Origin of the sequence: Cupriavidus campinensis (assembly GCF_905397395.1) — a bacterium.
Lineage (GTDB): Bacteria > Pseudomonadota > Gammaproteobacteria > Burkholderiales > Burkholderiaceae > Cupriavidus > Cupriavidus campinensis.
The window spans coordinates 1-12,941 of the sequence record NZ_CAJPVH010000030.1 but is presented as its reverse complement, the minus strand read 5'-3'; the positions used below and the strand labels follow the sequence as shown (position 1 = coordinate 12,941).

13 protein-coding genes are annotated in these 12,941 nt (G+C 67.7%); 8 read left to right on the top strand and 5 right to left on the bottom strand.

Going from position 1 to position 12,941, the window contains the following annotated elements:
• Positions 1-51 precede the first annotated feature (51 nt).
• Positions 52-744, top strand: a complete 693-nt coding sequence (locus KHO18_RS16890; RefSeq protein WP_092300207.1) for a GntR family transcriptional regulator — start codon at positions 52-54, stop codon at positions 742-744.
• 183 nt (positions 745-927) lie between these two features.
• Here KHO18_RS16890 and KHO18_RS16885 read toward each other — a convergent pair whose 3' ends face one another.
• Positions 928-1,845: a LysR family transcriptional regulator gene (locus KHO18_RS16885; RefSeq protein ID WP_092300210.1), complete on the bottom strand. Its 918-nt coding sequence runs from the start codon at positions 1,843-1,845 to the stop codon at positions 928-930.
• Positions 1,846-1,908: 63 nt separating this feature from the next.
• Positions 1,909-2,589 carry a hypothetical protein gene (locus KHO18_RS16880; RefSeq protein ID WP_144202101.1) on the bottom strand — a complete coding sequence of 227 codons (681 nt, stop codon included), beginning with the start codon at positions 2,587-2,589 and terminating at the stop codon, positions 1,909-1,911.
• A gap of 295 nt (positions 2,590-2,884) precedes the next feature.
• On the opposite strand from KHO18_RS16880, the gene gcl reads away from it, so the two are divergent.
• From gcl to ypfJ, 6 genes are all read left to right on the top strand, one after another.
• On the top strand, positions 2,885-4,669 hold the full coding sequence (gene gcl, locus KHO18_RS16875) for a glyoxylate carboligase (protein ID WP_144202103.1): 1,785 nt from the start codon (positions 2,885-2,887) through the stop codon (positions 4,667-4,669).
• Between the two features lie 17 nt (positions 4,670-4,686).
• On the top strand, positions 4,687-5,469 hold the full coding sequence (hyi, locus tag KHO18_RS16870; RefSeq protein ID WP_211943594.1) for a hydroxypyruvate isomerase: 783 nt from the start codon (positions 4,687-4,689) through the stop codon (positions 5,467-5,469).
• 66 nt (positions 5,470-5,535) lie between these two features.
• Positions 5,536-6,459 carry a 2-hydroxy-3-oxopropionate reductase gene (gene glxR / locus KHO18_RS16865; protein ID WP_144202107.1) on the top strand — a complete coding sequence of 308 codons (924 nt, stop codon included), beginning with the start codon at positions 5,536-5,538 and terminating at the stop codon, positions 6,457-6,459.
• Between the two features lie 83 nt (positions 6,460-6,542).
• The gene (locus KHO18_RS16860) at positions 6,543-7,874 is read left to right on the top strand and encodes a glycerate kinase type-2 family protein (protein ID WP_144202109.1); all 1,332 of its coding nucleotides are present in this window, start codon (positions 6,543-6,545) and stop codon (positions 7,872-7,874) included.
• Between the two features lie 61 nt (positions 7,875-7,935).
• Positions 7,936-9,420 carry a pyruvate kinase gene (gene pyk, locus KHO18_RS16855; RefSeq protein WP_211943593.1) on the top strand — a complete coding sequence of 495 codons (1,485 nt, stop codon included), beginning with the start codon at positions 7,936-7,938 and terminating at the stop codon, positions 9,418-9,420.
• A gap of 135 nt (positions 9,421-9,555) precedes the next feature.
• Positions 9,556-10,440 (top strand): KPN_02809 family neutral zinc metallopeptidase, encoded by an 885-nt coding sequence (gene ypfJ / locus KHO18_RS16850; protein WP_144202113.1) that lies wholly within the window; start codon positions 9,556-9,558, stop codon positions 10,438-10,440.
• Between the two features lie 133 nt (positions 10,441-10,573).
• On the opposite strand, the gene KHO18_RS16845 is transcribed toward ypfJ, so the two are convergent.
• The 3 genes from KHO18_RS16845 to KHO18_RS16835 all read right to left on the bottom strand — a co-directional run bounded on the left by KHO18_RS16845 (position 10,574) and on the right by KHO18_RS16835 (position 12,501).
• Positions 10,574-10,927, bottom strand: a complete 354-nt coding sequence (locus KHO18_RS16845) for a hypothetical protein (protein ID WP_144202115.1) — start codon at positions 10,925-10,927, stop codon at positions 10,574-10,576.
• A 275-nt stretch (positions 10,928-11,202) separates the two neighbouring features.
• Positions 11,203-11,631 carry a nucleoside diphosphate kinase regulator gene (gene rnk / locus KHO18_RS16840; protein ID WP_144202117.1) on the bottom strand — a complete coding sequence of 143 codons (429 nt, stop codon included), beginning with the start codon at positions 11,629-11,631 and terminating at the stop codon, positions 11,203-11,205.
• Between the two features lie 435 nt (positions 11,632-12,066).
• The gene (locus tag KHO18_RS16835; RefSeq protein ID WP_144202119.1) at positions 12,067-12,501 is read right to left on the bottom strand and encodes a Cd(II)/Pb(II)-responsive transcriptional regulator; all 435 of its coding nucleotides are present in this window, start codon (positions 12,499-12,501) and stop codon (positions 12,067-12,069) included.
• 176 nt (positions 12,502-12,677) lie between these two features.
• On the opposite strand from KHO18_RS16835, the gene KHO18_RS16830 reads away from it, so the two are divergent.
• On the top strand, positions 12,678-12,941 hold a 264-nt coding region (locus tag KHO18_RS16830), incomplete at its 3' end, for a hypothetical protein (protein ID WP_211943592.1).

Sequence of the window (12,941 nt, the reverse complement as noted above, 5' to 3'; positions counted from 1 at the left end):
CCCAATCCCGCACCGCGCCGGTCGCCCCCCAACGGCGAGACGCGCGACACCATGCCCGAGCACATCGATCCAGACATGACCGCCGAGGCGATTGCTGACGACATCGTCGCCGCCATCGTCTCGCACCGCCTGCCTCCCGGCACCAAGCTGCGGGAGGAGGCGCTGGCCAGCGTCTATCGCGTCAGCCGCACCAAGGTGCGGGCCGCGCTGCTGATGTTGTCCAAGGACAAGGTCATCCAGATCGTGCCGGACAAGGGCGCCTTCGTCGCCAAACCGAGTGCCGAGGAGGCGCGCGAAGTCTTCGCGGTGCGCCGCATCCTGGAGGCCGCGCTGGCGCGCGAGTTCGTGGCGAAGGCCACGGCGGCGGACTACAAGCGCATCGACAAGCATCTGGCCGCCGAGCGCAAGTCACTGGGCGGCAACGACGCGCAGGTGCGCACCCGGCTGCTAGGCGACTTCCACATCGTGCTCGCGGAGGTGGTTGGCAACAACGTGCTGACGGAGATCATGCGCGAGTTGTCGATGCGCAGCGCGGTCATCACCATGCTGTACCAGAGCCGGCGCGATGCCACGTGTTCGTCCGACGAGCACCGCGAGTTCATCGACGCCGCGCGCGCGGGCGATGCGGAGCGGGCGGTCACGCTGATGGTCGATCACCTCGCCCATGTGGAGGCGGCGTTGCACTTTGAGGAAGTTCCGGGCGCGTCGCGCGGCAAGGATCTGGTGACGGCATTGCTGGCCTGATCGCTGCATCATCAGGGAATGCCAGGCGCTTGACGGCGATCAAGTCCAAAACGTGGCGGGAGGCGCATCATTCCTCTCGCCATGAAGTTGCGGGGGCGCACTTCATGAGCTCTCCCCGCCCTTCGCAAGAAGGGCTGCCCGCAGACCGCAACGGCTGCGGGCTTTTTCGTTTACGGCCCCGATTTACGCTTCGGCGCGCCCGGTCCAGTAGCCGGGCTTTGCGAACGCTGTCTTCAGGTGTTCGATGAAGAAGCGGATCTTGGCCGGCACCGGCCGCTGCTGCGGGTACACCGCGAGGATGTCGTAGTCCGGCAGCGCGTATTCGTCTAGTACCGTAATCAACTCGCCGCTCTCCAGCTGCGGCAGGATCTCCCAGGTGGAGCGCCAGCCCAGTCCCAGGCTCTCGCCAGTCCAGCGGTGCAGCAATTCCCCGTCATTGCAATCGAGGTTGCCACGCGCGCGCACCGTCACCGTCTTGCCGTTCTGCTGGAAATACCAGCCGCGCTGCTGCCCGCCCTGCAGGTTGAAGGCCAGGCAGTTATGCCGCTCCAGATCCTCGAGCGTGTGCGGCACCCCATGCTTGGCGAAGTAGGCCGGCGTGCCGCAGACCACGCGCTTGTTCGTCGCGAGCTTGATCGCCACGAAATTCGGGTCGATGGCGCCGCCGATGCGGATGCCCACGTCGTAGCCCTCGCGCACGAGATCCACCACGCGGTCCGTCAGGTTGAACGAGATCTGCACTTCGGGATTGGCACGCAGGAACGCCGGCGCGTGCGGCGCCACATGCTTGCGGCCGAACGCAGCCGGGGCGGACACGATCAGGTGGCCGGTGGCCTTGTGCTTGCCTTCGGCAATCAGCATCTCGGCGCGGTCCAGGTCGGACAGCGCTTTCTTGCACTGCTCCATGAACGCCGCGCCCTGCTCCGTCACGACGATGCGGCGTGTGGAGCGGTGCAGCAGCTTCACGCCGATGCGCGCCTCGAGCGCGTTGATGCGGCGGCCGATCATCACCGGCGTCACGTTCTGCGTGAGCGCGGCGGCGGCCATGCTGCCGTGTTCCACCACGGCGATGAAGGCTTCGATTTGTTTGAGTTTGTCCATATGGGCCAGTCAAGCCGGTTGTCTCCTGCTGGCACATTGTGAGGCATTCGCAGCCCCGGCGGGTCAGCTGGGGCGGCTGCGCAACAGCGCGTCGTTGATCTCGGCGGCCTCGCCCAGCACGTGGGCCAGGCGTCGCAGCGGCGCGCAGCACTGCAACTGGGCGAACAGGGCGAACGCCGCGCCGGCCACCAGCACGGCGCCGTACACGGCCACCAGCGCGGGCCCCTTGTCGGGCGCCGCCACGACCAGCCCATCGGCCAGCACGGCCGCCGCCGGGCCCAGCGCCAGCACCAGCGCCACGGTGCGCGCGGCGCCTTCCCAGAGCCGCGCCTGCAGCACGATGCGCCGCTGGCGCGCGCGCAACTGGAGCGCAGGAATCCGCCCAAGCTGCCGCACCAGCGCATCCTCCGCGTCGCTCTCCACATCCACCCGGCGCGACAGCCAGCGCAGCGGATGCCGCAGCGCATCGCGCCGCGCCAGCAGCCGCACCAGCCACGCGCCCACATAGAACACGCCACACACCGCCAGCAGCCCATGGAACACCTGCGGCAGCCACGCCGGCGGCGCCTGGCCGAGGATCTCGTGCCACCAGACCAGCCCACCTCCGGCCACCAGCGCCGGCACCAGCGCCAGCACGAAGCCGGCCCAGAGCACCGCCGCGAGCCGGCTGTCCGGCGCGCGCTCGGCCGGTCCGGCCTGGAGCGCTTCGATCAATTCATAGGTGGACGGCAGCCGCGTGTACATGGCAAGGCGATGGCGAGAACAGAGCCCGCTATTTTGGCCGGGGCAGCCTGCTACCGAAAGCCCGAATTGCACGGAAACCACCCCAAATCAGCCCAACCCCCACGCCGTGGGGGGACGGGGATTGCGCACTGCAACGTACCGAATTCATCACATAAATTTGGCGCCGGCGGTGCCATTACATACCTCAGGTATCGAATCAACTGATCGCCCTTCTGTTTATCCGCGCCCCGCTGCGGGCATAGGATCGACGCCAGCGGACATTTCACCCATTTCAATTCGATCCCTGGAGACAGACATGCCGAAGATGAGAGCAGTTGACGCGGCCATCGCCGTGCTGGAGAAGGAAGGCATCACCACCGCGTTCGGCGTGCCCGGCGCTGCGATCAATCCGTTCTACTCGGCCATGCGCAAGGCTGGTTCGATCAAGCACCTGCTGGCCCGCCACGTGGAAGGCGCCTCGCACATGGCCGAAGGCTATACGCGCGCCGAGCCGGGCAATATCGGCCTGTGCGTGGGCACCTCGGGCCCCGCCGGCACGGACATGATCACGGGCCTGTACTCGGCCTGGGCGGATTCGATCCCCATCCTCTGCGTGACCGGCCAGGCCCCGCGCGCCCGGCTGTACAAGGAGGATTTCCAGGCCGTCGATATCGAATCGATCGCCAAGCCGGTGACCAAGTGGGCCGTGACCGTGCGCGAGCCGGCGCTGGTGCCGCAAGTGTTCCAGCAGGCGTTCCACCTGATGCGCTCGGGCCGCCCGGGTCCGGTGCTGATCGACCTGCCGTTCGACGTGCAGGTGGCCGAGATCGAATTCGACCCGGAGACCTACCAGCCGCTCCAGCCATACAAGCCGGCCGCCTCGCGCGCGCAGATCGAAAAGGCCATCGCCATGCTCAACGCGGCCGAGCGCCCGCTGATCGTCTGCGGCGGCGGCGTGATCAACGCCGATGCGGCCGACCTGATGGTGCAGTTCGCCGAACTGGTCAACGTGCCGGTGGTGCCGACGCTGATGGGCTGGGGCGTGCTCGCCGATGACCATCCGCTTCAGGCCGGCATGGTCGGCCTGCAGACCTCGCACCGCTACGGCAATGCCACGCTGCTGGCGTCCGACTTCGTGATGGGCATCGGCAACCGCTGGGCCAACCGCCACACGGGGAGCGTCGATGTCTATACGAAGGGGCGGAAATTCGTCCATGTCGATATCGAACCGACGCAGATCGGCCGCGTGTTCGGCCCGGATCTCGGCATCGTCTCGGACGCCAAGGCCGCGCTGGAGCTGTTCGTGGAAGTGGCGCGCGAGATGAAGATGGCCGGCCGCCTGCCGTGCCGCAAGGCCTGGGTGGCCGATGTGCAGAAGCGCCGCCGCACCATGCAGCGCAAGAGCGACTTCGACAACGTGCCTATCAAGCCGCAGCGCGTGTACCGCGAGATGAACCAGTACTTCCCGCGCGACGTGCGCTACGTCAGCACCATCGGCCTGTCGCAGATCGCCGCCGCGCAGTTCCTGTCGGTGAACCAGCCGCGCCACTGGATCAACTGCGGCCAGGCTGGCCCGCTCGGCTGGACCATTCCCGCCGCCATCGGCGTGAAGACCGCCTCGCCGGAGTCGGACGTGGTGGCCATCTCGGGCGACTACGACTTCCAGTTCATGATCGAGGAACTGGCCGTGGCCGCGCAGTTCAAGGTGCCGTACATCCACCTCGTGGTGAACAACTCCTACCTCGGCCTGATCCGCCAGGCGCAGCGCAACTTCGAGATGGATTACTGCGTGCAGCTGGCGTTCGACAACGTCAACGCGCCGGAGCTGGACGGCTATGGCGTGGACCACGTCAAGGTGGTGGAAGGGCTGGGCTGCAAGGCCATCCGCGTGCACAAGCCCGAGGACATCGCGCCGGCCTTTGCCGAGGCGCGCGACCTGATGGCCGAGTTCTCGGTGCCGGTGGTGGTGGAGGTGATCCTGGAGCGCGTGACCAATATCGCGATGGGTACCGAGATCGACAACATCAACGAGTTCGAGCCGATCGAGGACATCGAGGACGCCGACGAGGCCATCCTGTCCGAAGAAGTGGCCACCGCCTGACCGGGAGAGAGAGACACATGCCAAAGCTTGCCGCCAACCTGACCATGCTGTTCAACGAAGTGGCCTTCCTGGACCGCTTCGAGGCCGCCGCCCGCGCCGGATTCCGGGGCGTGGAGTTCCTGTTCCCGTACGCGTTCCATGCGGACCAGATTGCCGACCGGCTGAGCCGGTTCCAGCTGGACCTCGTGCTGCACAACCTGCCCGCCGGCAACTGGGAGGCCGGCGAGCGCGGCATTGCCTGCCATCCGGACCGCGTGGGCGAGTTCCAGGAAGGCGTGGGCGAGGCGATCAAGTACGCCAAGGTACTCGGCGTGCGCCAGCTGAACTGCCTGGTCGGCAAGCTGCCGCAGGACGTGAAACGCGAGCAGGCCAACGAGACGCTGGTGGAGAACCTGCGCTTCGCGGCTGCCGCGCTGGCGAAGGAGCAGATCGACCTGTTGATCGAGCCGATCAACACCTTCGATATCCCCGGCTTCTTCCTCTCGCGCACCCAGCAGGCGGTGGACCTGATCGGTCAAGTCAATGCGACGAATCTGTATGTGCAGTACGACATCTATCACATGCAGCGCATGGAGGGCGAGATCGCCGCGACGCTCAAGGCCAACCTGCCGAAGATCCGCCACGTGCAGCTGGCGGACAACCCGGGCCGCAACGAGCCGGGCACGGGCGAGCTGAACTACCCGTTCCTGTTCCGCTACCTGGACGAGATTGGCTACACCGGCTGGATCGGCTGCGAGTACAAGCCGAAGACCACCACCGAGGCCGGCCTGGGCTGGCGCGCCGCAATGGGCGTGCAGTAAGCCGTCCATCGGACGGGCCAGGCAGGCATTCAAGAATTTTTCGATAGCTTAGAGAGGAGACATTCCATGGCAGATCAACGAAACGTCGGCTTTATCGGCCTCGGCATCATGGGCGCGCCGATGGCGGGCCACCTGCGCGCCGCCGGGCACACGCTGTTCGTGCACGACGTTAATCCGGCGCCGCAGGCGCTGGTGGACGCCGGCGTGACCGTGTGCACCAGCGCCGAGGAAGTGGCCAAGCGCGCGGACATCATCGTCATCATGGTGCCGGACACCCCGCACGTGGAGGCGGTGCTGTTCGCCGACAAGGGCGTGGCGGCGGCGCTCAAGACGGCCGGCAAGGAAGCCAGCTACAGCAAGATCGTGGTGGACATGAGCTCGATCTCGCCGATCGCCACCAAGGACTTTGCCGCGCGCATCAACAAGCTTGGCGCGTCCTACCTCGACGCGCCGGTGTCCGGCGGCGAGGTGGGCGCCAAGGCGGCCTCGCTGACCATCATGGTGGGCGGCCCGGCCGAGGCGTTCGATCAGGTCAAGCCGTTGTTCGAGCTGATGGGCAAGAACATCACGCTGGTGGGCGGCAATGGGGACGGCCAGACCACCAAGGTGGCCAACCAGATCATCGTGGCGCTGAACATCCAGGCGGTGTCCGAGGCGCTGCTGTTCGCGTCCAAGGCTGGCGCCGACCCGGCCAAGGTGCGTCAGGCGCTGATGGGCGGCTTCGCGGCGTCGCGCATTCTGGAAGTGCACGGCGAGCGGATGGTCAAGCGCACGTTCGACCCCGGCTTCCGCATCGAACTCCATCAGAAAGATCTGAATCTGGCGCTGCAAGGGGCCAAGACGCTGGGCGTGTCGCTGCCGAACACGGCTACCGCGCAGGAGCTGTTCAACGCGTGCGCGGCCAATGGCTTCGGCAAGCTCGACCACTCGGCGCTGTGCCGGGCGATCGAGATCATGTCGAACCATGAGATCGCAAAAAGCGTGAAATAAGCGTGAAATAAGCGCGCGACGTAGACCTAGCCTCACCCGCCCGGGCCCTGCGCCCGGGTCTTGCCTTGCCTTCCGGACCCCACATGCTTGCCACCGACGCCACCGCCGCCCTGCTGTCGCCCCAGCGACAGGGCAGCCTCCCTGACCTCCGCGATTCCCGCCACGCGCGCACGCTGCTGCGCGACCTGTTCGATACCGCCGTGGCGTCCGTCAGCGCCGCCCACTGCCTGCCGCCGCACCTGCCGTCGCCGCCGAAGGGCCGCACCGTGGTGATTGGCGCGGGCAAGGCCGCCGCCGCGATGGCGCAGGCCGTGGAGGCGCACTGGCAGGGCGAGCTGTCGGGGCTGGTGGTCACGCGTTACGGCCATGGCGCCGACTGCCGGCGCATCGAGGTGGTGGAAGCCGCCCACCCGGTACCCGACGCCGCCGGCCAGCGCGCCGCCCAGCGCATGGTCGAGGCCGTGCAGGGACTGACCGCCGATGACCTCGTACTCTGCTTGATTTCCGGCGGCGGCTCGGCGCTGCTGGCGGCGCCGGCCCCTGGCCTGACGCTGGAAGACAAGCAGGCGGTCAACAAGGCGCTGCTGCGCAGCGGCGCGAGCATCGGCGAGATGAACTGCGTGCGCAAGCATCTCTCGGCGCTCAAGGGCGGCCGGCTGGCGCTGGCCTGCGCGCCGGCGCGCGTGGAGACGCTGCTGATTTCCGATATTCCTGGCGATGACCCGACCCTGATCGCCAGCGGCCCCACGCTGCCGGACGCCACCACCTGTGCCGACGCGCTGGCGGTCATCGCCAAATACCAGATCGAGGTGCCCGCCAACGTGCGCCGGCACCTGGAGAGCGGCGCCGGCGAGACGCCCAAGCCCGGCGATGCGCGCTTTGCCGGCCACCGCAGCGTCACGCTGGCCAGCGCCCAGCAGTCGCTCGAAGCCGCCGCGGCCCGGGCGCGCGAACTGGGCCTGACCGCGCACACCCTCTCGGACTGCATCGAGGGCGAGGCGCGCGACGTGGCCGAAGTGCACGCCGCCATCGCCCGGCAGGTGGCCACGCGCGGCCAGCCGTTCCAGAAGCCGTGCGTGATCCTGTCCGGCGGCGAGACCACTGTCACCGTGCGCGGCGACGGGCGTGGCGGCCGCAACGCCGAATTCCTGCTGGCACTGGCCGTGGCGCTCGACGGCCTGCCCGGTGTGCACGCCATCGCCGGCGACACCGACGGCATCGACGGCTCCGAAGACAACGCGGGGGCCCTGCTCGGCCCGGACACGCTGACGCGGGCCGGCGCCCGTGGCCTGTCGGCCCGCGCCCACCTCGACAACAACGACGGCTACGGGTTCTTCGCCGGCATCGACGATCTGGTCGTGACCGGCCCCACCCGTACCAACGTCAACGATTTCCGCGCGATCCTGATCGTCTGATGCCGGATCGCGCCGCCCCACAAGACGCACAAGAGCCCCACGGAAACAGGAAGGAGACATCATGAGACGCCAGCGCAAAGCCAAGATCGTTGCCACGCTCGGACCCGCCAGCTCGGACATCGCGGTCATCCGCCAATTGTTCGATGCCGGCGCGGACGTGTTCCGGCTGAACTTCAGCCACGGCACGCACGAGGACCATCGCGCGCGCTACGACGCCGTGCGCCAGGTGGAAGCCGAGACCGGCCGCCCCATCGCCATCCTGGCCGACCTGCAGGGCCCGAAGCTGCGCATCGGCACCTTCGCGGTGGGCAAGGTGGCGGTCAAGGCCGGCGATAGCTTCGTGCTCGACAGCGACCCCACGCCCGGCGATGCCACGCGCGTCTACCTGCCGCACCCGGAGCTGTTCCGCGCGGCCAGCGCCGGGCAGTCGCTGCTGATCGATGACGGCAAGGTGCGGCTCAACATCGTGTCCGTGGCGAGCGGCAGCATCACCACGCGTGTGGCCAACAACGGCACGCTGTCCGACCGCAAGGGCGTGAACGTGCCGGACGCGGTGATCCCGATCCCCGCGCTGACCGAGAAGGACCGCCGCGACCTGGCCTTCGCGCTGGAGCTGGGGGCGGACTGGATCGCGCTGTCCTTCGTGCAGCGGCCCTCGGACATCGCCGAGGCGCGCGAGATTATCGGCACGCGCGCAGGCGTGCTGTCCAAGATCGAGAAGCCGGCGGCACTGCAACAGCTGGAAGAGATCGTGCGCGTGTCCGACGCGGTGATGGTGGCGCGCGGCGACCTCGGCGTGGAACTGCCGCCCGAGCGCGTGCCGGGCGTGCAGAAGCGCATCCTGCGCATCTGCCGCCAGCTCGGCAAACCCATCGTCATCGCCACGCAGATGCTGGAATCGATGATCGACTCGCCGGTGCCCACGCGCGCCGAGGCCTCGGACGTGGCCAGCGCGATCTACGACGGCGCCGACGCGGTGATGCTGTCCGCCGAATCGGCCAACGGCCGGCATCCGGTACCGGCGGTATCGATGATGGACCGGATCATCACCGAGGTGGAGCAGGACCCGCTGTACCGCAATATGATCGATGCGCAGCACGAGGCGCCGCTTTCCACGCGCCAGGATGCGATCTGCGCGGCGCTGCGCGAGGTCACGCAGATCATTGGCGCGCGGGCCACGGTGACGTACACGTCGTCTGGCGCCACAGCACTGCGCGCCGCGCGCGAGCGGCCGTGCGCGCCCATCGTCAGCATCACGCCGAATCTTGAGATTGCACGGCGGCTGGCCATGGCCTGGGGGATTCATTCGACGGTCAGCCCGGACGTGCAGAGCGTGGACGAGATGGTGGAAGCCGCCACCCGCGCGGCCCTGGTGGAAGGCTACGCGGCGCCGGGCGACCAGATCACCATCGCGGCGGGCATGCCGTTCGGCCAGGGCGGCACCACCAACCTGCTGCGCGTGGCCGAAGTCGGCACCGAGGTGGCGGGCAGCCTGGACGCGGACCTCGGCATCGGCGGCGCGCTGCGCCAGCCGGCGGCGGTCTGAGGGCCCGCTGAGGGCCACTAAGGGATGTGCCTGACGGTGGATGGCTGACATCTACCGTCGGGCGCCATTGCTATACTGCTCCGACATATGGCGGCCCCACGCGGCCGCCGCCATTCAAGATATGACGGAGCCCTCATGCGTCTCGACGACGAAGCCGAAAGCCAGAATGTGGAAGACCGCCGTGGCGGCGGATTTGGCGGCGGAGGCTTCCCCATCGGCGGCAAGTCCATCGGTATCGGCACCATCGTCATCGCGCTGGCGGCCTCGTATTTCTTTGGGATCGATCCGTCGCTGATTTTCCAGGGCGCCTCGGTCATCCAGGGCCAGCCGCAGCAGGCGCCGCAGTCCCAGGCGCACCGCCCGCCGGCCACCGACCAGCTCACCGTGTTCACGCGCAAGGTGCTCGGCAATACCGAGCGCACATGGGAGCACATCTTCGAGACCGACCTGAACCGCCGCTACGCGCCGCCCACGCTGGTGCTGTTCTCGGGCGCCACGCCCACGGCGTGCGGCACCGGGCAGTCGGCGATGGGGCCGTTCTACTGCCCGGGCGACCAGAAGGTCTATATCGACCTGGCCTTTTATGACGAACTGCGCAAGCGCTTCGGCGCGAGCGGGGACTTCGCCCAGGCATACGTGATTGCCCACGAGATTGGCCACCATGTGCAGAACCTGCTTGGGGTGTCCGCCAAGGTAGACGCCGCGCGCCGCCGCATGGGCGAGGCGCAGGCAAACCAGTTGTCCGTCCGCATGGAATTGCAGGCCGACTGCCTGGCCGGCGTCTGGGCCGCGACGGCGCAAAAGGCCAATCAGGCACTGCTGGAGGCGGGCGATGTGGAAGAAGGGCTGAAAGCCGCCGCCGCGATTGGCGACGACCGCCTGCAACGGCAGGCGCAGGGCTACGTGGTGCCGGAGGCGTTCACCCATGGCACGAGCGAACAACGCGTGCGCTGGCTCAGGCAGGGGCTGACCACGGGGGATATCCGCAAATGCGACACGTTTGCGGCGAAGAAGTTATAAGGCCGCGCTGAGTTGTGCAGGGAAAAATCACCTGCCGGGCGGAGAGAGAGAAGGAGGAGGTCGGCCGGCAGGTGGGAGAGAAAACTGTCGCGGCCACCTAAGTGGCCGCGTTGTCCGTCAGGACTGGCTACGCTCAGACGCGATAGTTGTAGCCATACAAATCGCCATTGCGCGAGTTGTCGAGCGGGCTGGCGGAGATTTCGCCGCTGAACGCACGGCTGCCTTCGCTGAAGCTGTCGAACTTGCCTTGCCGGGTGCCTTCGCCGTACGGGTTGAACGGGCCCTGGCGGGCGCCATCCGTGAACGTGTCGTACGGGCCGGTCTTCGCGCCGTCCGTGTAGACATCGAACCTGCCGGTGCGCAAGGCATCGGCATAGACGTCGAACTTGCCAGCCTTGCTGGTGGCGGCCGGCGCGGCCATGGCCGCGGTTGACGCTGCGAATGCGGCGAACACAAGGGCGCCGCCAAGGATATGTTTGGCGTTCATCTGGGACTCCTTCAACTGATTCACTGCTTTTTTATGTAGACAGCTGAACTGCTGCCCGGATGAACAATCTGCGTTGCCATCTGAGCACGGAGTGAAGGTTAGAGGGTCGGCCGTCAACGAGAAATACCGCTGCGACGAATGGTGCGTTGCACGCCGTGAAACGCCGGACCTGCCGATGAACGGTGGCCGCGGGGCGCGACTGGCGGGGTGCCAGCCGCGTTGACCGGTCAATCCTGGGCGGATGACCGGTGGCTCAGCGCGAAGTCAGCGCGGGATCAGAGCGTGAACTGGCCGCTGGCCTCGGGCTGGAAGGCCACTTCCAGCACGGTCACGCGTTGCTGGCGGCCGTCCGGCAGGCGGTAGTCCACGGTCTGGCCGGCGCGGGCGCCGAGCAGCGCCTGCCCCACCGGGGACAGCACCGAGAGGCGGCCGGCGGCCAGGTCGGCATCGTCCGGATAGACCAGCGTCCAGTCGCGCGGCGCGGGCTCCCCTTCCAGCGCGCAGACCACGCGGGAGTTCATCGTCACCACGTCCTTGGGAATGGCGTCCGGCGGCACGATAGCCGCGCGCGTCAGCAGCGCGTCCAGCATTTCGTCGAGTTCGGCGGTGGCGGCGCGGCTGGCGATGCCTTCCAGGCGCGTCACGTCCAGCTCGGTCAGGTACAGGGTGGGGGCGTTGCTGGAAACGCCGGTGGACTTGGCCATGGCAAAGGTCTCTCTCGCAAGGCGGCGGCCGGACGCAGATTCAGGCGCGCGGCGGCCAGGGTGTCAGGAATTCAATGGCCGGCGCGATGTGGCGACGCCGGCAGGATGGATGCTGCGGTGACTCGGGCCCGGTTCGGCGCCGGGCCCGCTTGTTGGGGGTCGGTCAGGCCGGGAACCGGGCGGGATCAAGCGGGGCGTTGATCCGGCGGTCGATGCTGCGCATGGCGATGGGCGCCACCAGCGCGCACGCACCCGCCGGCCGCTGGAAGCGGACCATGGCGAATGCTGCGAGAGGCCGGTGACGAGACATCGTGAGAATGATCTGAGATGCAGGGGTTACGAACGGCCATGCTAGCACAGCCGTCCGCGGGCGCGCGCCGAGGGTGTACCCTATGCGTTGCATTGATATGCATTCATACAATTGAGCGCATCACATCAATGCCGTGGATGACATTCGCAGGCTGCTCCTTCGGCCGCCTGCTGGAGGTTCTGGAGAATCCCGCACTCGCTGGCCGGATGCGGGTTCGGGTTCTCGCAGGTATGCCGCAGCGCACGCAACTGCCCTTCCAGCGCTTCCAGCGCCACGCGCTGGGCGTGGATCTGGTCGATCTGGCGGTCGAGCAATGTGTCGATATCGCCACACGCCATCGCCGGGTTGCGCTGGAAATCACGCAGCCGCCGCACATCGGACAGGCTCATGCCCAGCGAACGGCAATGGCGCACGAAGTTGAGCTGTACGAGGTGCGGGTCGCCATAGCGGCGATAGCCGTTGTCCTCGCGCTGCGGGGCGTCGAGCAGCCCCTCGCGTTCGTAATAGCGGATGGTCTCGACGTCGCAGCCGCTGTGGCGGGACAGTTCGCCGATACGCATGGTCTGGTCCTCCGGGTTCGGAAATCCCTGTAGCGAATACAGGGTTGCCGAGGCAGTGTAGGCGATTTGGCGTCAGGTTGCTGCCGGGCCACCGACCCCAGCCCCCTGCGGTAGAATCGACGCCAATGTCGTCCCCTCCGTCACACCGCCCTGTGCAACCGCTTCGGCTCCTGCTGATGATCGTGCTGCTTGCCTTCCTGCCGTTGCAGGCCTGGGCAGGCGTCAGCACGCCAGTGGCCCAGGCGGAGACGTCGATGCATGCGGTGGTGATGGCCGCCGACCCCGTGCTGGCGGACCAGGCCGACTTCGCCGCTCCGGACGCCCCAGCCGAGCCGGGCCTGCCGATGCCGGCCGACAACGCCGAGCCCTCGCCGCCTGGCGCCGACTTCGCCGAACAGCTGCTGCCCGCGCCGATGCCGCGCGTGGCCGCCCCACCTGTG